The following is a 25842-nucleotide window of genomic DNA, read 5'->3' as shown; positions in this document are numbered from 1 at the left end:
TATTCACAGCGTAAAACCCCTAATTTTTTTCATTTTATTGCTTTTAAATAAATTCATTTTAACCTTATTTTTCAATCGATTTGTTTATTTTATTTATACAGTCATATCGACATAAAAAAATCCGCCTAAGCGGATTTTTGATCTTAAAATCGATACCTCTATCTTAGAGATCTAAATAATCTAGAATACCTTCGGCAGCTTGACGCCCTTCCCAAATTGCAGTAACCACTAAATCAGAGCCACGTACCATATCACCTCCCGCAAAAATTTTTGGATTAGAGGTCTGGAATTTATAGCTTTGTTGCTCAGGCGCAATAACACGCCCCGAACTATCTAACTGAATATTCACATCACTAAACCAATCTGCAGGACTGGTACGAAAACCGAAAGCGAGTAGTACTGCATCTGCCGCGAGAATTTCTTCTGAGCCTGGCACTGGTTCTGGACTACGACGGCCACGACTATCTGCTTCACCAAGCTGAGTTGTCACAACCTTAACCCCAGTAACTTTACCATGCTCACCAATAATTTCGATCGGCTGACGGTTAAACTGGAATTCCACACCTTCTTCTCGGGCATTTCTAACTTCTCGACGTGAACCCGGCATATTTTCTTCATCACGACGATAAGCACACACTACAGATTCTGCACCTTGACGAATTGAGGTCCGGTTACAATCCATTGCAGTATCACCGCCGCCAAGTACAATCACTTTTTTACCTTCAACACTAATGTATTCAGCTGGATCTTTTTCCCAACCTTGGCAACGATTGACATTAGCGATTAGAAAATCAAGTGCATCGTATACACCCTCTAGATTTTCGCCAGCAAAACCACCTTTCATATAGGTATAGGTTCCCATTCCCATAAAGATGGCATCATAATCTGCTAATAGTTGATCGATGGTCACATCACGGCCAATTTCAGTATTTAACCGAAATTCCACGCCCATTCCGCTAAAAATTTCACGGCGGCGTTTCATCACGTCTTTTTCCATTTTAAATTCTGGAATACCAAAGGTAAGTAATCCGCCAATTTCTGGACGTTTATCAAAAACAACCGGTCTTACACCCGCACGCACCAGAATATCTGCACAGCCTAAACCTGCTGGGCCTGCACCAATAATCGCCACTTTTTTATCAGTCCACTGAACATGTGACATATCTGGGCGCCAGCCCAAAGCAAAAGCAGTATCATTAATATATTTTTCTGCATTACCAATGGTCACTGCGCCAAAACCATCGTTTAAGGTACAAGCCCCTTCACATAAACGGTCTTGTGGACAAACACGCCCGCAAACTTCTGGCAAAGTATTGGTTTGATGACATAATTCAGCTGCTTGAAAAATACGCCCTTCTGCAATCAGTTTTAACCAGTTTGGAATATAGTTATGGACTGGACACTTCCATTCACAATATGGGTTACCACAACCTAAACAGCGATGTGTTTGATTTTTTGCAATTTCGGCGGTAAACGGTTTATAAATTTCCACAAACTCAGCTTTGCGGACAGCTAAATCTTTTTTCTCTGGATCTTGACGTGGCACATCCAGAAATTGAAAGTCATTGTTTAGGCGCTCTGCCATGTCTCTCTCCGTGGGTAGGCGTAAGTTTTATGACTTACACCTGCCTATATCTTGGTCGTGGAATTACTGTGGATCTGCTTGAGTTGTTTTAAGTAAAGTCTGTAAGTTGGCAGCTTTTGGTTTTACCAACCAGAATTTACGGCCATAAAAATCAAACTCATTGCGAATCTTATACGCCCAAGCACTACCAGTTTCCTTAATATGCTCATCTAAAATACGACATAAGAAGGTTTTATGTTCTTCCATTGCTTCGGTAGAAATACGATTGAGTTCAATTAACTCATGATTGTAATGATCAACAAAGTCATTATCTAAATCAAGCACGTAAGCAAATCCACCCGTCATACCTGCACCAAAATTATGACCGACTTTACCTAATACTGTCACCACACCACCTGTCATATATTCACAGCAATGATCACCAGCACCTTCAATGACAGCAAAAGCCCCAGAGTTACGTACAGCAAAACGTTCACCCGCAGTACCTGCAGCAAATAGTTTACCGCCTGTCGCACCATATAAACAGGTATTACCAATAATCGCTGTTTCTTGTGTTTGGAATGGCGAACCTTTTGGTGGGAAGATGGAAATTCGCCCACCAGCCATACCTTTACCGACGTAGTCATTTGCATCGCCTTCCAAGCGAATATGCAAACCACCCGCATTCCAAACGCCAAGTGACTGACCAGCTGTGCCCGTTAAGTGCATGGTAATCGGCTGATCTTCCATTGCTAAGTTACCATAACGACGTGCAATTTCACCCGAAATACGTGCGCCAATCGAACGATCACAGTTACCAATCTGATAACGATATTCTCCACCCGTATGTGCATCAATGGCAGGTAACATATCTGTCACCATTTGTTGAGCCAAAAGCCCTTTATCAAATGGTGCATTGCCTTCAACTTGACAATATTGTGCTTTGCCTTCAGCAGCAGGATGCGATACTAATAATTTCGTTAAATCAAGATGGCTATGCTTATCTGTTTCACCAGGTAAGACTTCCAACAAATCTGTACGACCAATCAAATCTTTAAGACGAGCAACACCAAGCGCAGCCAACCATTCACGTGTTTCTTCAGCAATGAAGTGGAAGAAATTAATCAACATTTCTGGCTCGCCAATATAATGTGACTGACGTAAATGATCCTGTTGGGTTGCAACCCCTGTTGCACAGTTATTGAGATGACAAATACGTAAATATTTACAGCCAAGTGCAATCATTGGTGTCGAACCAAAACCAAAGCTTTCAGCACCGAGAATAGCGGCTTTAACAACATCGAGACCAGTTTTTAAACCACCATCGGTTTGTACACGCACTTTACCACGCAAATCATTAATACGAAGTGCCTGATGCGCTTCACTTAAACCCAACTCCCAAGGTGAACCAGCATGATGAATGGAAGAAAGTGGCGAAGCTGCTGTTCCACCGTCATAACCAGAAATGGTAATAAAGTCAGCATAAGCTTTGGCAACACCTGCCGCAATAGTACCAACCCCTGGTTCAGAAACCAATTTGACCGAAACCATTGCCTGTGGATTAACTTGTTTTAAATCAAAGATTAATTGTGACAAATCTTCAATAGAATAAATATCATGATGTGGTGGTGGTGAAATCAAGGTCACACCAGGAACAGAATAGCGTAATCGTGCAATTAAGCCATTAACTTTACCGCCAGGTAATTGTCCACCCTCACCCGGTTTGGCACCTTGTGCAACTTTAATCTGTAAAACTTCAGCCGATGTAAGATAGGCTGGCGTTACACCAAAACGTCCTGAGGCAATTTGTTTAATTTTTGAATTACGAATCGTACCGTAACGTGCAGGATCTTCACCACCTTCACCAGAGTTTGAACGACCGCCAATGGTATTCATTGCAATGGCAATCGCTTCATGTGCTTCAGGAGATAAAGCACCTAAAGACATACCTGCAGAGTCAAAGCGCGGTAAAATATCTGCAACAGATTCAACCTGATCAAGTGCAATAGACTGATCAGTTTTTAATTTAAATAAATCACGAATTGTGGCAATCGGACGATGATTAACAAGCTCTGCATATTGTTTAAAATCTGCATAATCTCCGGAACGAACCGCTTTATGCAAAGCATTAATCACATCTGGATTAAATGCATGATATTCTTTGCCAAAGACAAATTTAAGCATGCCACCTTGATCAATCGGTTTACGTGATTTCCATGCTAAATCCGCCAATTGTTTTAAATCATTTTCTAAATCGGCAAAAGTTGCACCTTGAATACGGCTCGGAACACCTGTAAAGCACTTGGCAACAACTTCATCAGACAATCCCACTGCCTCAAATAGCTGTCCACCGCGATAAGATGCAACCGTTGAAATTCCCATTTTAGACAGAACTTTTAATAAGCCTTTTTCGATGCCTTTACGGAAATTAGCTTGAGCATGTATTGGATCACCTAAAAGCTCACCTTTTGCAATCAAGTCATTGATCACATCATAGGCCAGATAAGGATAAATTGCCGTTGCACCAAAACCGAGTATGACGGCAAATTGATGTGCATCACGGGCTAATGCCGTTTCAATAATGAGGTTAGCATCGGTACGTAAACCTACTTTCATTAAATAATGATGTACGGCTCCAGTCACTATCACAGCATTGGCAGGTAAATAACCTGGACGGATTTTTTTATCCGATAATACCAACAATGTTTTACCATCACGAATTGCTTGAGCAGATAGTTCACAAATACGTGAAATTGCCGCATCTAAACCTTCTTCTTGCGGATAATTTAAATCAATATCTGCAATTTCATAACCTGCACGCCCCAATGTACGAATTTGATGCATTTTTGAATTAGACAATACAGGGCTAGAGATGATCAAACGATCAGCATGTTCTGGACTTTGTTCAAACACATTTTGTTCACGTCCTAAACATGTTTCCAATGACATTACAATCGATTCACGCAATGGATCAATCGGAGGATTGGTCACTTGAGCAAATTGTTGACGGAAATAATCTGAAACATGACGTACCTGACGTGATAAAACCGCCATTGGAGTATCATCACCCATTGATCCAACAGCTTCTTGACCACTCTCAGCAATTGGACGCAATAATTGATCACGTTCTTCAAAGGTCACCATAAACATTTTTTGTGCCGCTTTAAGGTCATCACCTTTTAAGCCTTGATCACATAAATATTCTTCAAGTTCTGGACTACCTTGTATCCGTACAGAGTTTTCACGTAACCATTGACGATATGGGCGCATACGTTTTAGATGCTGACTCACATCATTGGTATCAAGTAATTTACCAGTAAAGGTATCAATCACTAAAATTTGACCTGGACCAACACGCCCTTTAGAGATCACATCTTCTGGTTCATAGCCCCAAACACCAATTTCTGATGCTAAGGTAATATAACCATTTTTGGTAATCACCCAACGTGCAGGACGTAACCCATTACGATCCAACATACAAATTGCATGACGTCCATCTTGAATGACCAGACCTGCAGGACCATCCCATGCTTCCATATGTTTAGAGTTAAACTCATAGAATGCCCGTAAATCAGCATCTAAAGTTTCCACATTTTGCCATGCAGGTGGAACTAACATACGTAATGCACGGAATAAATCCATACCGCCACCGACTAAAATTTCTAGCATATTGTCTAAACTAGAAGAGTCAGAACCAGTAAGATTCACAATAGGATTCAGTTCGGTTAGGCCAGGCAACAATTCATTGCTAAATTTTGGTGTACGTGCAATCGCCCAATTACGATTCGCGGTAATCGTATTAATTTCACCGTTATGTGCTAAATAACGGAAAGGTTGTGCCAATTGCCATCGTGGTAAAGTATTGGTAGAAAAACGTTGATGGAAAACAACAATATGTGATGCTAAACGCTCATCTGCCAGATCTGTGTAAAAATCAGCAATATAAGATGGCATCATCAAGCCTTTATAGCTAATCACAGTTGAACATAATGTCGTTACATAAAAATATGGATCTTGTGTTAATTGCTGTTCAGCACGACGACGCGCCATCAATAATTTACGATTAAATTCAACTTCTGTAACGCCCATTGGACAGTTAACAAAAATTTGTTCAAATGCTGGCAATGACTGCATAGCAATCGAGCCTAAAGCATCATTATTGGTTGGAACGACACGCCATCCAATAACACGACAGCCTTCTTCTTCAATTTCTTTAGTTAAAATATTTTTGGCATGTGCGGCTAATGCTGGATCTAGGTTTAAAAATATGCTGCCTACAGCAAATATTTCACTGAGTGTAATATCACTAATCTTTTTAGCTTCTTCACGAAAAAAAGCTTTGGGCATTGCTAAAAGAAGGCCACAACCATCCCCGGTCTTACCATCTGCAGCAATACCACCACGGTGGGTCATACAGCTTAAGCTATGAATTGCAGTTTTGACCAGATCATGACTTTCATCTCCCTTCATATGGGCGATTAAACCAAAACCACAGTTATCTTTAAACTCATCCGGTTGGTATAAACCTTGAGCGGGAGCTACAGTATTAGGCGATGGCATGTGCATAGCGTACCCTTCTTTTCACTTGCTCTGTCGAGCATTAAACCAATCTAAATTTTATATTGCGATTTAGTCTTTATGACTTACAGAAAAACGTATGATTCACAACATTGTCTATATGATTAAACTATCATTTAATCATAAGGAGATAAAAAACTATTTGTGACTATTACGCACTTAAACGAAGCAAACATTCAGAACATTTTCGCATACTCATTGAATCTTTTTGCGCCAAAATAGTGACATTTACTCAACTCATGCACCAATAAAGCAAAAATAGTGCCAACTTTTAAATTTATTCAATCCTTCAAGTTATTCAGTGTTTTTTTGTTATTTATAAACAGCTAATAGCACGATGATGAATCTAATTGCACCCTTTATGTGCATATTTAAAAACAGATCAAAAATACTGCTTCATTTTGGCCCCCTATTGGTGATTATTCAGTGCAATATCATGATGCAACAGCAGTATGTGATGCATTTACAGAGCTACATGCTGAAACATAGGATTGTATGTTAAAAAATCATACGCAAAAAAATCTTGATTGAATGTATAAATAATAATCGACATGGCTTAAAACCATTTTGGCTCTAAACCCAATATCTGAGGTACAAAACTCAAAACCAGATAATGCTATTTTTATACTGATTAGCTGTCATATCCCAGTCATGATTGAGATCAACAGCTTATTCTAGCGACCAGCAATCATGATATTTTTCTAAATAATAGCCATTAAAAAGCCATAATTCATTTAAAAATAAACAGTAATAATAATTAATATATCATAAAACTTAAAAATCTCAACAATCAACTCATTAGCTCAACAACGTCATCTCTGTCATCATACGACCAAGCGATGACATCAGCGTAAAACCTCAGTGCAGATCAGTCTTTTTGCTTGAAACTAAAAATTAGAGTAGTTTTTTCATTCAACAAAATTGGCATTTAATCATCTATGGTGTATTGGTTGACTGACTGGTATTACTTGGCGCAAGCGGTTTAGTTTGTGATGTCTGAATATCGACAATATTACCTTGTTGATCTTTACGTGTCACTGTAGTGGTCGTAGTCGGTGTTTCAACATTTAATGTCGCTGAAGGTGTCACAGGTTCAGTAATAATTGCCGGTTTAGGTATCGGTGCAGGCGTTAATTTGACTGCATATAAGGCATTATTCAGTCCCATTTCTTCCGCGCCTAAATCATTTACATCCGCCATATAGTTTTTAAAAGTCTGCACAGTAGGTTTGACTGAAGCAGGCAAGCCAATCTCCAGTTTCCCTAGTGCCGAATCCGCTGAAAATTGATTGACAAAATCACCGTATAATAATACATATTGCTCAGGAATATCTTCGCTAGACAAACGAATATAAAAGAAACCATCACGTGAATTTTGTCTTCTGAGAAAATCTTTAATGACATCTTCTTTATTGGTTCTAAATAATTCAATTGTATAGTTATTTTGACGATCACCAATAAACTTAGTGCCACGAAACTCAGCATCGTGGTTATCTGTTGCTTGAATACGTACTGTTTTTTCTAAGGGTTTCACTTCATCAGTCAAGCCCCCTAAATATGTGGTAGCAGCCACTTTTTCAGGCTGAATTTGCCTTTCCAGTGATGTTTCCGATTCTTTTTCGATCAATGTTACCGTATCTTTTTCAGTGAATATCCAAAAAATAAATGCTAAAAAGAGCAAACACACTCCACACACAAGCCATATAGTTGACTGATTTTTTTGCGATGGTGAGTGGAGTGTAGACATAAAACACCTAATACTTATTGTTGATTTGCCAATATTGCCTGTTTCATCAGCTCAATATCGAACGTTTTCGTAATCACAGCCTGACCAATTTGCTGTAGTAATACCAGACGCAATTGACCGTTCAAAACTTTTTTATCATGCGCCATATACGCTAAAAAGTCATCTAATGGAATTTGAGGACAAACAATAGGTAATTTGGCGCGAACTAAAATCGCTTTAATTCGATTCAGGTCATCTGTGCTGATCCATCCCATTTTACAAGATAAATCTGCAGCCATCACCATTCCTGTGGCTACTGCCTCACCATGCAACCATTGACCATATCCTAAATAAGATTCTATTGCATGACCAAATGTATGCCCTAAATTCAATAATGCTCGCTCACCTTGCTCTTTTTCATCATGAGCAACGATACGTGCCTTATGTGCACATGAACGATAAACAGCTTCAGCCAATAGCGTTTCATCACCTAAAACCAATTGATCGATATGTTGTTCTAGCCATAACAAAAACTCAGCATCACCAAGCAAAGCGTATTTGATCACTTCAGCCAGACCCGCTGATAACTCTCTTGCAGGTAAAGTTTTTAATTGTGTCATATCTGCAAGTACCACTTGTGGCTGCTGAAATGCACCAATCATATTTTTACCTAGCGGATGATTAATTCCTGTTTTACCGCCAACGCTAGAATCAACTTGAGACAATAAAGTTGTCGGCACCTGAATAAAATATACACCTCGTTGAAAACAAGCAGATGCAAAACCTGCCATATCACCAATCACGCCACCCCCTAAGGCTAAAACAGTACAATCACGGTTAAAACCCGCTTCCAATAAGGCATTAAAAATTAAATTCAAATGCGCTATATCTTTAAACTGCTCTCCGTCAGGCAAGATACAAGTTGCCACCTTTTTATTAAGGCACTGTAATGCTTCAATATAATGTTGTAAATACAAAGGAGCAACCGTTTGATTGGTGACAATCATAACTTGTTGGCCATGAATATAGGGTTCAAGGAGTTGCTTTGAATTTAAATGGCTACCAATAAAAATAGGGTAACGGCGATCACCAAGTTCAACATATAAGGTTTGCATGATATAACTGCTTTATTTTAAGGTTAATGCTTTAGAAACGATCAAGTTTAAAATTTTTTGCGCCAAATCACGTGCTGCGCCTTGATTGGTTTCAATAATATAATGAGCAACCTCACGATAGAGTGGGTCACGAATTGCCAGCAAATCTCGTAAACGTTGCTCTGGATTTTCCACTTGCAATAATGGGCGATTTTTATCTCGATATGTCCGTTGCAATTGAATTTCAACCGGCGTAAACAGATAAATGACAATACCGCGACTTTTTAAAAAATAACGATTTTGCCAATTTGTTACCGCACCACCACCTGTGGCAAGAACCAACTGAGATTGACGGGTTAACTCATCAATCACCGTGGTTTCGCGTAACCGAAATCCCTTTTCCCCTTCTTTATCAAAAATCCAGGGAATTGTAGCACCAGTTCGACGCTCAATTTCATGATCACTATCGAGAAATTCCCGTCCAAGTAATTCTGCCAAGTGACGACCGACTGTTGTTTTTCCTGCTCCCATCGGCCCTACCAAATAAATGTTTGGTAGGGTTTCAAACTCTTTGCCTAGCAAGGAGTCACCTATTATTTCTGCTTAAATTGAAAATATATTAATGATTTCTTGAAACAGTGTCATTAACTATTCGTGGTGTAATAAAAATCAATAGTTCAGATTGCATGCTGGTTTTCTTATTCTGCTTAAATAAGGCGCCAATCCATGGTAAATCACCCAATAAAGGTACTTTTTGATCACTAATGGTTTTTATATCATCAAAAATTCCTCCCAATACAACAGTTTCACCATCATGAACTAACACATTGGTTTCTAGTTTATTGGTCTTTAAGGTGTAACCTGCCTCTGTTAATTGTCCAATCGTATCTTTTTCTATTTTAAGGGCCATTTGTACTTGACCATTTGCGGTAATACTCGGTGTGACTTCCAGTTTTAAATTGGCATTTTTAAATTCAGTTTTACTCCCTGTTGTCTGACTCCAAGCCTGATAAGGAATTTGATCGCCACGTAAGATGTATGCCGTTTGTTTATCAGCAGTCAATACTCTGGGTGCAGACAATACCTCACCAAAGCCATCAGCTTGCATTGCTGTGAGCTGTAAATTCAACATATGATCGGAAATATTTAATAATCCAAAACTGAGTGTTCCTACTGCTTTTGTTGCCAAATCAACGGCCAAATCAAATGATGGCATCGTACGATCTGTAATGGATAAAGAATTAGATGAATCTGTAGCTGTATTTAAATGGCGTTGTACCCCCCATTTTATGCCTAATTCTCGAGAAAAATGAGTATCTGCAGTCACCAAGCGTGCTTCAACCATGACTTGTTTAATAGGAACATCCAGTAAGGCAATCATATTGCGAATTTTACTGATAAAAGGTGCTGTATCATGCACAATAATAGTATTGGTTCTTTTATCCATGGCAACACCACCACGATAACTTAATAAACTTTCTTGATTCTCTGACGAATGATGTGATGCAGTTGTAGGCTGCATTGCTGATTTATTTGAATTAATTAACTTTTCAATATCTTCAGCTTTAGCATAATTCAGTTGTATATATTCAGTCTGTATAGGGGCTAACTTGACTTGCTCTGCCAACATTTTAGCCCGTTCTGCATCTGATTGTGCAAATTCTGTGACAGGTGCAATTAACATCACATTACCATTTTGACGCTTTTGTAAATTTTTAGCTGTTAAAATAATATCTAAAGCCTGATCCCAAGGAACATCCTGTAAACGCAAAGAAATATGCCCTGTAATACTATCTGCTGCAACCATATTAATATGGGTAAAATCTGCCAATATTTGTAAAACACGTCGAATATCAATGTCTTGAAAATCTAAAGAAATTTTTTTTCCTGTATATAGCGGGAGCATTGATGTATTCACACCACGATGCTGAGTTATGGGTTGAAAATTGAGGGTGAGAATATTTTCAGTCTGATAAGCATTATATGTATGACCAGTCTTCATATTGATACGAATAATGCCATTTCCAGCTTGATTATAAGCATCCACAGCAGTAATCGCTGGTGCTAAATGAGCAACATTTAAATGACCGATCATTTTTTTAGCGAGGGGGTGACCCAGTAATTTAATGTCGACATTTCTATCCTGTTGCTGAATATCGATCGGTGTAGCAGCATCAAATAAGGTTAAAATCAGTTGACCACTCCCATGTGGACCAGATTGAAAATTAAATTTATCAAGACCTTGCTGTTGTTTTATCGACGAAGATAAGGAATGATCTGCTAATTTTTTATGTTGCTCCACCGGATAAATTTTAAGAATAAACCTATTGCCATCAATACGTGTGGTAAATGCACCCGCATTTGCAAGATAAATCAGCAAACGTGAACGTTGTCGATCAGAAGAAAGATCCATTGATGTGGCTTCGGGACTTTTAATGGCCATTTTTTTTTGTACAACATGCTGCTGTACTTGATCAAAATCCAACACAATCCTATCGGGTTGCTTGAGTTGATATGCGATAGGCTGAGATGGTAAGCCATTAAATGTAATATAAATCTCGGTACCTTGATCTATCCTATGGGAGGATTCAATATGGGTAATAGCTAACTGTGCATAAACAGGTTGTATGGTGGCACATAAGAGTAACCCAACCAACCATTGACCTATCCATAGATAAGTTAATCTTAAATATTTTTCTATATAAATCATTGTTATTTATTATTATCTATTATTGTTATTAAAAATTATCACTCAAAATCAAACGTCGTGAACGCTCAATATAACCATCATCTCCATTTGCAATCATTTCAATCAAATCAATACTTTTTGGTTGAATCTTGATGACACGACCATGATTATGCCCCATATAACTGCCTAATCGAACTCGTTTTAGTGTTTGATCAGGCGTTTGAATTAATGCAAAAGGATTTCCCTCAATTGTTTTAAAGCTCCCTTTCATTCTTAGAGATTCAAGTGAATAGTTTTCTAACTCTTCTCGTGGTCGAGAGACATTCAAATCCATCTTGGTATATGTTCTTCGTTGTAAGGCATTTGCCAATGAATGAGGAACAAATGGACTACGCAATTGATATACTGAATATTCAAATATTGGCGCTGGTACTAATGTTGGATTAGATTCAACTGGCAAAGTGGCCTGATGCTGAATCTTTGCCATCTGCTCCTTAACATCATCACTACGTGAGTGGCATCCACTCAATAAAATTAATCCCCAAAAGGCTAATATCCTTTGATATTTATTCATGTTCTTTCTTTATTTCTGATGTATCGATATAGCGGTAGGTTTTGCTATTCATATGATAAGTAATACTTGGCATATCCGTAGGCCGATCGGGATGTTTAACTGCTGTAATCATAAAATCATGCAGTGTGACAATACGAGATAATTGCGCTAAAGTGCTGACAAACCGACCAAATGCGTGATAATCGCCTGTTGCTATAATAGAAATCGGCTGTTCAATCAAAAACTCATGCTGTACTTCAGGCTCTAAAACAATATTTTTAAGCTTTAACCCTGCTTGACGTCCAGTAATATGAATATCTTCAATCAAAGCTGGGATTTCTGTTTCCTTCGGTAAGGCTTGTAGTTGTTGAGCAAAATTTTCCTGCATCGTAATTAACTGTAATTGATATTGTTTTAAATTTCTGAGTTGTGAATCCTTGTGTTTAAATTCATGCAGTAAAGTCGTTTGTAAAGTAAATGCCTGATCAATTTCTTGGATTTTAGCTTGAATCACCATAAAATATCCAAGCCCCAGTAGCATCAGAAAAAGTAAAATCCAAAATATGATTTTAATCATGCCAGGCCATTCACCATAATTATGATAATCCAAAGTATTCAATTGCTGTCTGAGTTGTTGAAGCTTAAAAAAGCGAATATCGCTTGTTCTATCCGATGTCTGTCGATCTAATAATGGATCACGATTTATACTCATGAATTCACCTCAGATGATGGTCGCTCACGATCAACAACTTGATCCATAGCTGACTGTGGCTCAGGTTCAGTAATATCGACCGTAACAACAAAATCACCAAATCCAGATTCCACAACCGGAATCACAATACCTTGCACGTTTTGCGCTGTTTCTTTTTCTTTCGCTACAAATGAGTTCATCAATGCATTGCGATACCAAGGGGAGCGTTCTAGATTTCTTAAAAATTCAGCAACAGTATTTGGATTATCCGCATGTCCGATCAAGACAAGCTGATCATCTTTACGTGTCAATTGAGTCAAAAATAATGGCGTTGGCATCATACGGACAAGCTCATCTATCAACCTTACGACAATCGGTCGCTGACTCTGTAAACTTTGAATAAGTGCCATACGCTCAATAATTTGCTGACGCTGACTTTGTAAACCATCTAATGACTTTAATTGTTGATCTAAAGCCTGATTAGCACGAATAATGGTTTGATTAGCATGTAATTGATCCTGCAGTCGTTGATGGTAAAAATAAGCAATCATCATCATTATCATGCTCGCGACAATCACCACCAGTGCACTCATCATGACAAATTCTTTGCGTCGTTTAATTCTTGATTCATCTCGCCAAGGCAGTAAATTAATTTTAATCACTGATCAAAACTCCTTAACGCAAGCCCACAAGCCACGATCAACGCTGGCGCATCATTTGCCAATTGTTGAGGACTAATTTTACGACTGAGCTTCATGTTTAAGAATGGATTAATCATCATGACTGGATAACCTAACTCTTGTTGTAACCATTGGGTTAATCCCATGATATTGGCACAGCCACCAGTCAATAAAATATAATCAATATCACTAATCGCAGAGGAGGAAAAAAAGAACTGTAAAGCACGTTGAACATGTTGTATGAGTAAATTTAGAAACGGATCTAAAACTTCATCACGATAATCATCTGGCAATGACGCATTTTTTTTAAGATATTCAGCTTCAAGAAAAGATAAATGATAATGCTGCTGGATTGCATCAGTTAACTGTTTTCCACCAAATACCTGTTCCCGATTATAAATCGTTCGGTATTGCTCTAAGACGGATAATGTTGTGGTCGTATGACCAATATCCAAAATGACAATGATCCCAGCATCCACAGGACATAAATCGGTAAAAGTACCCAAGACATTTTCTATTGCAAACATTTCAACGTCTGCAACTTTAGGAATAAGTCCTGCTAATTCAATAACATTTCTACGTGTTTCTACATTTTCTATCCGTGTTGCAACCAGCAAAATATTGACACGATGCGCTAAGTTTTTGGCATTCGACACAAGCGCAAAGTCAAGAATCAACTCATCGAGAGGAAATGGAATATACTGTTCTGCATCTAGACGAATTTGAACTTCTCGTTCATCGTCCGGTACATCTGCATCCATTTCCATAGTTTTGGTCACAACCAGAGAGGTTGGAAGTGCAAACGCTACATCGTGTCTAGACACAGCAATCAGCTTCATTGCCTGTTTGATTGCATCTACCACGGCTTCTGCATTGATAATATTTTTTTCAATAATACTGCCTTCAATCAAAGGGACTACTGCATAATTTTCTAAGCAATAACCATCATTTTTAAGAGAAAGCTTTAATAATTTGACAGAAGTAGAACTAATATCTACTCCAACTAGCCCTTTACTGGGCCGAGAAAGTACACCAAACACAATATTTTATTCCTATTATTATTTTTTTTAAGCCGCTATTCATAGATTGAAATGCGTATATTTTTTTATTGATTAACAATATCTCATCTAACAATCACTATGCGTACAGGATATACTGACTGCTTATTCGTTTGCTATAAGCCTTTATTAAAACTTACTTGTTATGAAAAAGCTATCTTGCTCGGGGCGCATTCACCCATTTTTTCTAATGATCATCATCATATCAATGTCTATTCCAATGGGCTTTTATGGGATGTATCTCTATATTGCGCCATCTCTACCCGAAATGACCATGCTTAAAAAGGCACCATTATTAAAACCATTACAAGTCTATAGCTCAGATCAGCAATTAATTGCTGAATATGGCGGAAAACTCTCTATTCCTGTGGCATATGATAAAATACCCAAAAAGTTTATCTATGCTTTTTTAGCTGCAGAAGATTCAGCATTTTTTGATCATAGTGGAATTAGCTTTAAAGGTTTAGCCCGTGCAATGAGTGAGGCAATTACCGGTTCAAATGTACAAACTGGTGGCTCAACGATCACAATGCAAGTCGCAAAAAATTATTATTTAAGCCCAGAAAGAACGTTAAAAAGAAAATTAACTGAAGTTTTTTTAGCTCGAAAGATAGAACAAAATCTCAGCAAGGAAGAAATTTTAACCTTATATGTCAATAAGATTTTTTTAGGTAAGAATGCCTATGGTATTGCTGCTGCGGCAAAAACCTATTACAACCGTAATTTAAATCAATTAACCATTGCGCAAATGGCTATGATTGCAGGCTTACCCAAAGCACCCTCAAAATATAACCCTGTAGTTAATCCAGATCGTGCCTTAGAACGACGCAATTGGATTTTAGGCCGTATGTTACAGCTGGGGTATATTAGTCAAAATGAATATCAGGTTGCGATTGCTGAACCGATTAATCTGAATATGCCAGATCGCAGTTTAATCAATAAATTTCCCTACGTTGGTGAAATGGTTCGTTCCGAATTAGTTGAAAAATTTGGTGAACAAGCCATTGATTCTGGATATAAAGTTTATACGACAATTAATAGCAAACTGCAAAGTTATGCAGAAGAATCTGTGCAAGAAGGCCTTGAAGATTATGACCGTCGGCATGGTTGGCGTGGCCCTGAAGCACATGATAAGCCTTTAAGCGACTTTGTTGCTTATGCCAATACCTATCCTGCAGAAGTCACCAAAGTTAATCAAAAAAGTTTTGAAGCACGATTACAAAATGGCACAACTGTGACGGTCAATTGGTCAGGCATGTCTTGGGCAAGACCTTACCGTAATGCCAATAGTGTCGGTGCAGCACCTTATACCGCATCACAACTGGTTAAAGTTAAAGATATTATTCGTTTAAGACCCGACGATAATTTAAGCAATTGGTCATTGGTACAAACACCAAAAGTACAAGGTCAATTAATTGCAATGAATCCCAATAATGGTGCCATTGAAGCCATTGTCGGTGGATATAACTTTTATCAATCTACTTTTAACCGTGCTGTACAAGGATGGCGTCAACCGGGTTCAACCATTAAACCATTTGTCTATGCACTGGCACTTGAGCGTGGTATGACCCCTTATACCATGGTCAATGATAGCCCTATCACCATTGGCAAATGGACGCCCAGAAACTCCGATGGTCGTTATTTAGGGATGATTCCATTACGTCGTGCATTGTATTTATCACGTAATACAGTATCAGTTCGCCTTTTACAAATGATCGGTATTGAGCGAACTAAGCAGTTACTGATGGACTTCGGTTTACAAGAAAATCAAATTCCCAATAACTATACCATTGCCTTAGGAACACCACAGGTATTACCTGTACAAATGGCAACTGGCTATGCAACATTTGCCAATGGCGGTTATCGTGTCCAACCTCATTTCATTAGTTATATTGAGGATGCATATGGTAAAGTGATTTATAAAGCAGACCCTGAATATGCATGTATTTCATGTATTTCTACCCAAGAAAAAAATCCTCAATCCTCTAGCGTGATGACGACAGATGATGAAGTCATTAAAGATGTTAGTGATGAAGCGATTGCTCAAGCTGCTTTACTACAAAAACAAAATACTGTTAAAAACAGCCAATATCGTCAAGCACAACGTATTTTAAAATCCAGCTCAGCCTATGATATGGCCAATATTTTAAGAGATGTTATTCAACATGGTACAGGCCGTGCTGCGCTTAAAATTGGTCGTAATGATCTGGGAGGTAAAACAGGAACGACCAATGATGCAAAAGATGCTTGGTTTGCTGGATTTAACGGCAAACTTGTTGCGATTGCTTGGGTTGGCTTTGATCGACCAACAACCTTGGGACGCCGTGAATATGGTGGTATTGCAGCGCTACCGATTTGGAGTAACTTTATGGCAAAAGCACTTAAAGATACACCAGAAGCATGGGTCAAATTAGATCTTAAAGCACAAGATCCAAATCGAACAGTCAATACTATACCACGTCCTAGCATTGATCGTTCATCACCACCTTTAGCGCGACCAATTTATCGTCCAGCACCTGTCATTAATGTTGCACCGAGCAATAATGACTTTGATGATTTGCCTGAACCTATCGCCGTAAAACCATCCAGTAGTAATAATACAACCAATAAACCTGTAGGCCGTGCTGATGCATTGGAGAATTTAATTCAACAAATTGAGTAACGATTTATCATCGATAAAACGATTAGACGATTCATTCAGGTATTGAGATTCAATACCTGATTTTTTTTGAGTCACATCATAAAAAATCATATCTGGAGCAATACTGCTACAACGTAAATGATCGAATATATCCACTGCGATAAATTTTTGAGATGTTCTAAAAAACACTAAATTTTTCGGTGTTTCAAGCACAACTTCTTTTGGCACAATCAACAAAATTTTTCCCTTGGTGCCATCGATAGCATGGGTCAGCCAGATACGTTTCAATGGATGTACACTTCGCATCTTCTGGCCTAAGGAAGGATGAGTTAGTCTGACAAAATCCTGATTTATTGCTGAAATTACAGGAATTTGTAGCTGCTGTAATCTATGCAGTGAAATGGCGTAGCCTTGAGCTTGAATATCCAATTCATTTAAAACCTTTTGCCTATCTATAAAAGAAGCTGGGCCATCTTTTTGACCTATACTGCTGAACAATTGTTGTTGTATAAAATTTTGCTGGTCATCATCATTCAATAAGGCAATCATCGCTACCGCCCCACAAGAAAAATCATGATCTGGCTTAATCATATGCTGATCTTTTAATTTTTGCCATGATTGTGACCTAGTCGTATGCTGATCTGGATTAAATGATATAAATGAACCAGCTAATGGTGGTCTCGTAAAGGATAGCGTCTGACCCTGCAACTGTTGTTGATTGGAAATAGATTGTATTGATCTGACTGTCATCATCTCTGGAGTCGTTTGAGCAAAAATCTGAGTACTGATAAATAAGGGAAAAATTAATATCGTTATATAGGGCATAGAGCTAAAATCTCTCTGAATTGTTGACGCTGGATTAAAAAATTTCCAGCCTGTTGTTTATAATTCTGATGTGATCTTATTAAGGTGAGCTATCACGACTTATCGTGCTAACAAAGTTGATCTGTCCTATCATAGCTAAAAATAAAACATCATCTCTATGTACTGTTCAATGCTGGTTATTTTTTAATTTATTAAATTGATAAAAATAGAGGATAAAAAAACAAATTTTAGTATGATAAACAAAGCTCTAATGTATTTAAGCAGATGATATTGCACACTGGAGCAGTCTCCATAACCTCGATTATTTTATGACGAAATGCAATTTGCTTTTCGCCATAAATTTGATCATTACGGATAACCATAGCACGATATTAACGATCTGATGTATTGTTTAATCAGATATCAGATATCAGATATACAAACCAATCGCATGAGCTCAAAAGTGAGTCCAAGATCATCATGACATTAAAATACTGATCGTTTTTGACGAGGGCCTTATCTAGCCAATCAAGTCATCTGTAAAAATTACTTTAATGAGCATTAAACACTCATCGCCTATAGTTTATCGCCTGTTTATATGCTTATCACTGATCCAAATTGCCAATAACATAGCAATATAATCGTCAGATTCAAGCTATTTTAAACCACTATTTCTTTTGAAATAAATAGATTTGAAATTGTGCAGTCACTGTAAACTGTTGATATTGTTCTAAAGCTAAACGCCGTTCAGCCTTAGCTTTATAGGCATAAGGTGTCATGGCAATTAAATTTTTTAAATCATCTTGATTAAGCAGCATCTCATTTGAAACAATTGTCTGATCAATCAGCTCAAAAGCATCAGAAAGTTGCGCCACAAATTTACCTGATTCATGCGGTTTAACTTCTTCAAATAATGCTTCACGCATCGCATACAAGTGTTCGCTCGCAGGAGTTACCACCAGCAAATACCCTTTCGGCTTTAAGACGCGTAGAATTTCACTTTTAGGAATTGGACTAAATAAACTACTACATAAATCAATACATTGATTTAATACTGGTAATGTTGCACCAGTACCCACCACCCAAGTGACTTGAGGATTAACTTTAGCGGCAACTTGAATGGCATTTTTAGCAATATCGACCCCAACACATTGCAAGACTTGTTGTTGCATTGCACTGGTATAATAGCCTTCACCACAGCCGATATCTAATAAATTCTCAATCCGTAACTGAGCGATTTTATCAACCACCGCCTGTTGTAATAACTGATAATGGCCAGCAGCTAAAAATGCACGACGTGCTTGTACGGATGTAACGGTATCACCTGGATTTTTACTGTGTTTATGTTGTACCACATGTAAATTGACATAACCTTGCTTAGCGACATCGTAGCTATGATGATTTTCACAGCGCCAAGTTTTATCATTAAGCTGTAATGACTCATGACATACAGGACATATCAGCAAATTCATTTTTCTCTCCAAAGCAGCATTAAACATAAAAAAGTCGGCAGTTGCCGACTTTTTTGCTGCATCTTACTTAACGTAATTTTAAGGTCATCAACCCTAAAACCACTAGCATAATGGTAATAATCCAAAAACGTATCACAACTTGAGTTTCACGCCAGCCCTTTTTTTCATAATGATGGTGCAGAGGTGCCATGAGAAAAACACGTTTATTACGCATACGTAATGAACCAATCTGTAAAAATACTGAAATGGCTTCAACCAGAAATACACCTGCCATAATTGCAAAGACGATTTCTTGACGAACCATAACGGCAATAGTCCCCAACATTGCCCCTAAAGATAATGCACCGACATCACCCATAAAAATCTGTGCAGGATGTGCGTTATACCATAAGAAAGCCAAGCCAGCACCAATCATAGCAGCACAAATCACCACCAATTCAGAGGTATATTTAACATAAGGAATATGCAGGTAATTCGCAAAACGTAAATCACCAGATAAATAAGCAAAAACGCCAAGACCTGCTGCAACCAAAACAATCGGCATAATTGCCAAACCATCCAAACCATCGGTTAAATTGACGGCATTTGATGCACCATTAATGACAAAATAGGTAAAAATAATAAAGCCAATTCCCCAAGGAATCATGGCCAGAGGAATACTGACCTCCTTAAAAAATGGGATCAGTACATTTAACATATCGGCTGTATATACTGGATCATTTTGCTGTTTTGCAATGATATATAATGCAATACCCGCACCCAGCGATGCCACCGAAGTCCAAAAGAATTTTTTTCGTGCCGGCAACCCTGCATTATCTTTATAACGAATTTTAATCCAATCGTCTGCCCATCCAACAGCACCAAAAATCACCATAACCGCAAGGACAATCCATACATAGGGATTTGATAAATCGGCCCACAATAACGTTGAGATACCAATTGACAGTAAAATCAATACCCCACCCATGGTAGGTGTACCCATTTTCTTGGCATGATTTTCTGGTGCATAAGCACTTACAGCCTGTCCATATTTTAAAGCCTGAAGCTTACGAATCATGATCGGACCAAGTACTAAACCAATAGTCATGGCAGTTAAGATACTTAATAGCGATCTTAATGTTAAATAACGGACAACTTGAAATGAGCTGTGATAGCCAGCAAGCTGTTCAAATAACCATAACAGCATTTATATTTTCTCCATCAAGTCAGCCAACAAAGTTTCCATATGGGTAAAACGAGAACCTTTAAACAAGAAACTCATGGACTGAGGCTGATGTGTTTGAACTAGATCAATTAATAAAGGTAAAGCCTGCTCTTGGGTTAAAAAAGCCTGCATTTTTTTACCGTATTGGGTACTTCTTGCACCTTCTTGTACAGCGGGTGCAAATTCTCCCACTGCAACAACAAAGTTTAAACCTTTGACAGCAACCAAATCACGCCCCAGCATATAATGTTGTTGCGCGGCATTGCTGCCTAACTCACCAATGTCTCCAATTACCATGACACGGATACCTTGTTGCTGTGCAAGCACTTCGGCAGCTGCACGCATGGATGTAGGATTAGCATTATAAGTATCATCAATAAATAAATGATGCTTATGAGGCATAAAATTTAGACGACCTTTTGCGCCTGTTGCCTGCTCTAATCCTATCACGATATCATCTAAGGCAATATTCAACGCTAAAGCAAATGCTGCTGCTGCTGTGGCATTTTGTACATTATGTTCTCCAGCAAAAGGTAAATTAACCTGCTGTCTACCTTGTGGCGTATTAAGGATAAATGTTGAAGATTGTGGATGTAAGACAATCTCAGTTGCAAATACATCGCCACCATCACCAAAACTCAGTATTGTTTTACTTTCAGCAGCTTGACGAATTTCATCACTAAAATCATCGATAGCAGGAACAATCGCAATGCCTGTTGCATCAATATGGGCATAAATTTCTGATTTAGCACGGCAAATACCATCACGGCCACCAAACTCACCCAAATGTGCTGTACCAATATTCAAAATACCCGCAACATGTGGTTGGACTAAAGCAGATGTATAATCAATTTCACCTTGATGACTTGCACCCAGCTCCATAATCGCATATTGATGTGTAGGACAGAGCTCCAATAACATCATGGGAACACCCAAGTCATTGTTTAAATTACCACGGGTAATTAATGTTGGTGCAATACGTGTAAAAATACTGCCTAACATTTCTTTTGTGGTGGTTTTACCACTGCTTCCAGTTAAAGCAATCACTTTTAAATCTGGATACTGCGCGCGACGATATGCCCCCAAATGACCTAATGCCAAACGCGTATCATCGACGATCAGCTGACAAATATCGGCATCTACTGGCTGATGAACAATTGCAATATTACATCCCTTTTCAGCTACTTGAGGCACAAACTGATGTGCATCAAATTTTTCACCTTGTAATGCAAGAAATACATCACCTGCTTCAGCATCACGTGAATCCGTTACAATACGTTTGATCACCTCTTGAGGAATACGATTTTGATACCACTGTCCGCCTGTCGCTTGTTGCAACTGCTCAGCTGTCCAAGGCACTAAAGGAACAGTACTGGTTGTTGAAGTATGCATGTAAATTTCCTATTGAGCTGGATATGAAGTATCAAGATGATGTTGATTTTCCAAAGCAGATTTCACCTCGACCACATCATCAAACCAATGACGTACACCATCAATTTCTTGATAGTTTTCATGTCCTTTACCTGCAATCACCACAATGTCGCCTGCTTTTGCATGCTGACATACAAATTTAATGGCTGCACGACGATCATGGATTTCATGTATATGGGCTTGAGTAAAATCAATACCAGCTTTCATATCCGCAAAAATTTGTGCCGGGTCTTCACTACGTGGATTATCAGAGGTCATTAACACGATATCAGCATAGTCCAATGCCGCTTGTGTCATTAAAGGACGCTTACCACGATCACGATCCCCTCCACAGCCAAATACTGCCCATAACTGTTGATTTACGTGGCGTTTCAAGGTATTTAAAACCTGAATTAAAGCATCTGGTGTATGCGCATAGTCCACAATAAATAATCGTTGTTCATCACGAATGACTTGCATACGACCAGGTGCACCTTTAAGTTGTGCAACGACTGATACCAATGCAGATAATTCGAAACCAGCTTGTTCAACTGCAATTAAACTGGCCACCAGATTTTCAACATTAAAATGTCCAAGCAGTGGACTATATATCTCAATTTCAGTCTGTGCAGTTACCAGCTTGAAGTTTGCACCATTTAAACTATATTGAATATCGTGTACTTGATAATCTGCATTTTGCGTTGTTGAATACGTTAAAATTTTAGGTTTTGCAGGATTATTTTTTGCCGCATTTAACATCACAGATGCATATTCATCATCCAGATTGATAATCGCGACTTTTAAACTTGCAAATTGAAATAATAATGATTTTGCTGCAGCATAGGCCTCTAAAGTGCCATGATAATCCAAATGATCACGACTTAAATTACTATACACTGCGATTTCAATATCGCTACCATTTAAACGACCTTGTACCAAACCATGAGAACTGGCTTCTATCGAGGCAAAGCAAGCACCTTTTATCGCATAATCATGTAGGGCATGTTGTAACTGTAAGGCATCTAATGTGGTATGTGAGGATGGCTCTAGATCGGGTAAAATACCATTTCCTGTTGTCCCCATGACTGCACATTTTTTTCCTTGCAACATCAATAATTCAGCAATTAAACGTGAAATGGTGGTTTTACCATTGGTACCTGTCACCGCAATAACCCGAGCAGGTTGGAGCGGCTGACTGAGTTGCAAATAACGTTTTTGCCACTCACCCATTAACTGACGAATTTGAGGAATCACATATACATGGGGATGAGATAATCCAAGATCTGTCTCAGCAATAACCGCCAAAGCACCCTGTGCTAATGCAGCTTGTGCAAATTCAGCTGTTCTTTGCGGCTGTGAAAACGAAGTCAGGGCAAGAAAAATTTGCCCTGTACTGACTTTACGACTATCCAGATTAAAACCCTGAAATGGTTGCTGCATCCAATCCAATGGGTGTTCAATGGGATATAGGTCTTGGAAAGATATTGGCATTTATCACCTATTTATTGGACTTGAGAAGTATCTAAAGGTTTATCTAAAGGTACATTTAACAGACGTAATGACTCTTGCATGACACGCGCGAATACAGGTGCTGCAACGGTACCGCCATAATAAGAACCTTTTGGATTTTCAACAACCACAATCATCGCTAAACGTGGATCACTCACAGGTGCAATACCGGCAAATAGTGCACGATAATCAGTTTGTGAATAACCTTTACGATCTGCACGTAATTTATGTGCTGTACCCGTTTTACCAGCCACACGATAACCTGGAATCTGCGCCTGACGTGCTGTACCACCTGGTAAAGTTACAGCTTCCATCATCAGCAATACTTCATCAGCAATTTTAGCACTGATCATTTGCTCACCTTTCGGTTGCTCATCCAGCTTATATAAACTTAATGGCATTTTTTTACCTTTATTGGCAATCATGGCATAAGCATCAACCAGTTGTAATACGGTTGCATTTAAACTATAACCATAGGCCATCGTGGCCACTTCAGAAACATGCCATTTGCTTTTAGGTAAAATTAATCCAGCACTCTCACCAGGAAACTTCACGGCTGAACGTTCGCCAAAACCCATACGCTTATAAAATGTAGGTAAGGTCGCGTAAGGAAAAGACAGCGCAATTTTTGCCACCCCAACGTTAGAAGACTTTTGAATAATTCCCCCTAATGTTAATGCGCCATAATTATGAGTATCACGAATCGTATGATTTCCAACGCGCATAGAGCCAGGTGCGGTATTGACGATGGTATTAGGTGAATATTTACCACTTTCTAACGCCATAGCAACGGTTAAAGGTTTCATGGTTGAACCAGGTTCAAAAGAATCAACTGCACCACGGTTACGCATCGCATCTTTATTTAATAAGCCATTTTTATCGTTTGGATTATAAGAAGGCCAAGATGTCATCGCCAAAATTTCACCTGTTTTGACATCCACCGCAATTGCTGTTGCTGAACGTGCATTATTGGCAATCCCTGCTGCCGTCAATTCACGATACATAATATATTGTAAACGTGAATCAATACTGAGCGTGATATTTTCACCCGCTTCAACATCCTTAATAATTTCAGGATCTTTAACCCGATTACCACGTTTATCCCTCACAATCTGTTGCTCGCCATCCATGCCAGCCAAACGATTATTCAACTGCATTTCTAAACCTTCAATCCCCACCCCTTCACTATTGGTTAAACCAATAATTTGTGCATTAGGCTGAGGTTGAGGATAAAAGCGTTTATAATTTTTTTCGGTATAAACACCCTGAAAGTTAAGTTTGGTAATTAACTCGGCTTGTTGGGGAGGAATTTCTTTTTGTAAAACCAAATAACGTGAACGAGGACGTTCTTTCATTTTTTGACGTAATTCAGCACGATCCATACCGACAATATCAGCTAACTCATCTAAATTAAAATTTTTATCTGGCAATTGTCGTTTCAATTTACGATTATGTGGATCTTTTTTAAGCTCAAGCAAAGTTTCATCATATAATTTTTTATTTTCAAAATAATCTTGTGGATCAATGACCACTTTCATTACAGGCGTACTAATTGCCAAAGGTACACCATGGCGATCATAGATCACACCACGCATGGCTTTAATTTTTTCTGTTCTTAAAATATTGGCATTGGCTTTATTTTGCAAAAAATCATGATTAATAATTTGCACATAAAAAGCACGACAGACCAAAGCAAAAAAGCACAGTAATACGACCCCCCACATCAGATAATAGCGCCACATATCGACACTCATCGTATTACGTTCAGTAATGGACTGTTTTTTTCGTATTATTTTTTTACGAGAATCGGTCATTTACACAATCCTACTTTTGATCTGGTGTTTTCATAGGTAAAGAAATCACCACTGTCTGTGTTGCAGGAGGTGAATACATACGCAATTGCGTCACAGCTCGCGTACCAATTTGTGCAGTTGCACCAAAGGTTTGTTGCTCAATCAACAGCCGCCCCCATTCAGCATTTAAATCATCACGCTCCCGATAATAACCGGTGAGTTCACGATAATTTTGTCGATATTCAAAAACTTGAAAAACAACCATCACAGCACTACCAAGGACGAGAAGTAATAATAACGCATAACATAAAATTTTTTTATTTCTTATGTTATCACGTGTATGTTCAAGCGTTTCTGTCGTCATGATTGACCTATGA

General features: G+C 38.5%; 18 protein-coding genes. 1 reads left to right on the top strand and 17 read right to left on the bottom strand.

Annotation, left to right across the window (positions count from 1 at the left end; all coding sequences use genetic code 11):
* Positions 1 to 163: 163 nt before the first annotated feature.
* From QSG86_RS05770 to QSG86_RS05725, 10 genes are all read right to left on the bottom strand, one after another.
* Positions 164 to 1585 (bottom strand): FAD-dependent oxidoreductase, encoded by a 1422-nt coding sequence (locus QSG86_RS05770; protein WP_317030624.1) that lies wholly within the window; start codon positions 1583 to 1585, stop codon positions 164 to 166.
* 63 nt (positions 1586 to 1648) lie between these two features.
* Positions 1649 to 6124: a glutamate synthase large subunit gene (gene gltB, locus QSG86_RS05765; protein WP_317030623.1), complete on the bottom strand. Its 4476-nt coding sequence runs from the start codon at positions 6122 to 6124 to the stop codon at positions 1649 to 1651.
* Positions 6125 to 7078: 954 nt separating this feature from the next.
* Positions 7079 to 7888, bottom strand: a complete 810-nt coding sequence (locus QSG86_RS05760; RefSeq protein WP_317030622.1) for a hypothetical protein — start codon at positions 7886 to 7888, stop codon at positions 7079 to 7081.
* Between the two features lie 14 nt (positions 7889 to 7902).
* Positions 7903 to 8982, bottom strand: a complete 1080-nt coding sequence (gene aroB / locus QSG86_RS05755) for a 3-dehydroquinate synthase (RefSeq protein WP_317030621.1) — start codon at positions 8980 to 8982, stop codon at positions 7903 to 7905.
* Between the two features lie 12 nt (positions 8983 to 8994).
* Positions 8995 to 9492, bottom strand: a complete 498-nt coding sequence (gene aroK, locus QSG86_RS05750) for a shikimate kinase AroK (protein ID WP_317032679.1) — start codon at positions 9490 to 9492, stop codon at positions 8995 to 8997.
* An 88-nt stretch (positions 9493 to 9580) separates the two neighbouring features.
* A complete protein-coding gene (gene pilQ / locus QSG86_RS05745; RefSeq protein ID WP_317030620.1) occupies positions 9581 to 11671 on the bottom strand; it encodes a type IV pilus secretin PilQ in 2091 nt (696 codons plus the stop codon).
* 28 nt (positions 11672 to 11699) lie between these two features.
* On the bottom strand, positions 11700 to 12224 hold the full coding sequence (locus QSG86_RS05740; protein WP_317030619.1) for a pilus assembly protein PilP: 525 nt from the start codon (positions 12222 to 12224) through the stop codon (positions 11700 to 11702).
* Entirely contained in the window at positions 12217 to 12915 is a 699-nt protein-coding gene (locus tag QSG86_RS05735) for a type 4a pilus biogenesis protein PilO (RefSeq protein WP_317030618.1), read from the bottom strand. Before QSG86_RS05735 ends, QSG86_RS05740 begins: the two co-directional genes overlap by 8 nt.
* On the bottom strand, positions 12912 to 13556 hold the full coding sequence (locus QSG86_RS05730; RefSeq protein ID WP_317030617.1) for a PilN domain-containing protein: 645 nt from the start codon (positions 13554 to 13556) through the stop codon (positions 12912 to 12914). The genes QSG86_RS05735 and QSG86_RS05730 overlap by 4 nt, the downstream gene beginning before the upstream one ends.
* Positions 13553 to 14614, bottom strand: coding sequence for a pilus assembly protein PilM (locus QSG86_RS05725; RefSeq protein WP_317030616.1), 1062 nt, complete (start codon positions 14612 to 14614; stop codon positions 13553 to 13555). The genes QSG86_RS05730 and QSG86_RS05725 overlap by 4 nt, the downstream gene beginning before the upstream one ends.
* 163 nt (positions 14615 to 14777) lie before the next feature.
* On the opposite strand from QSG86_RS05725, the gene ponA reads away from it, so the two are divergent.
* Positions 14778 to 17294, top strand: coding sequence for a penicillin-binding protein PBP1a (gene ponA, locus QSG86_RS05720; RefSeq protein WP_317030615.1), 2517 nt, complete (start codon positions 14778 to 14780; stop codon positions 17292 to 17294).
* On the opposite strand, the gene QSG86_RS05715 is transcribed toward ponA, so the two are convergent.
* From QSG86_RS05715 to ftsL, 7 genes are all read right to left on the bottom strand, one after another.
* Positions 17274 to 17864 (bottom strand): hypothetical protein, encoded by a 591-nt coding sequence (locus QSG86_RS05715; RefSeq protein ID WP_317030614.1) that lies wholly within the window; start codon positions 17862 to 17864, stop codon positions 17274 to 17276. The two genes, ponA and QSG86_RS05715, sit on opposite strands and share 21 nt — an antisense overlap.
* 881 nt (positions 17865 to 18745) lie before the next feature.
* On the bottom strand, positions 18746 to 19549 hold the full coding sequence (locus tag QSG86_RS05710) for a putative RNA methyltransferase (RefSeq protein ID WP_317030613.1): 804 nt from the start codon (positions 19547 to 19549) through the stop codon (positions 18746 to 18748).
* Positions 19550 to 19616: 67 nt separating this feature from the next.
* Positions 19617 to 20735, bottom strand: coding sequence for a phospho-N-acetylmuramoyl-pentapeptide-transferase (gene mraY, locus QSG86_RS05705; protein WP_317030612.1), 1119 nt, complete (start codon positions 20733 to 20735; stop codon positions 19617 to 19619).
* Positions 20736 to 22145 carry a UDP-N-acetylmuramoyl-tripeptide--D-alanyl-D-alanine ligase gene (locus tag QSG86_RS05700; RefSeq protein WP_317030611.1) on the bottom strand — a complete coding sequence of 470 codons (1410 nt, stop codon included), beginning with the start codon at positions 22143 to 22145 and terminating at the stop codon, positions 20736 to 20738.
* A 9-nt stretch (positions 22146 to 22154) separates the two neighbouring features.
* A complete protein-coding gene (locus QSG86_RS05695) occupies positions 22155 to 23654 on the bottom strand; it encodes a UDP-N-acetylmuramoyl-L-alanyl-D-glutamate--2,6-diaminopimelate ligase (protein WP_317030610.1) in 1500 nt (499 codons plus the stop codon).
* Between the two features lie 11 nt (positions 23655 to 23665).
* Positions 23666 to 25486, bottom strand: a complete 1821-nt coding sequence (ftsI, locus tag QSG86_RS05690) for a penicillin-binding protein PBP3 (RefSeq protein ID WP_317030609.1) — start codon at positions 25484 to 25486, stop codon at positions 23666 to 23668.
* Positions 25487 to 25496: 10 nt separating this feature from the next.
* Entirely contained in the window at positions 25497 to 25829 is a 333-nt protein-coding gene (gene ftsL, locus QSG86_RS05685; RefSeq protein ID WP_410487446.1) for a cell division protein FtsL, read from the bottom strand.
* Positions 25830 to 25842: the final 13 nt, after the last annotated feature.

This window comes from Acinetobacter sp. SAAs474 (assembly GCF_032823475.1).
GTDB lineage: Bacteria > Pseudomonadota > Gammaproteobacteria > Pseudomonadales > Moraxellaceae > Acinetobacter.
This window is presented reverse-complemented; position numbering and strand designations above follow the sequence as displayed.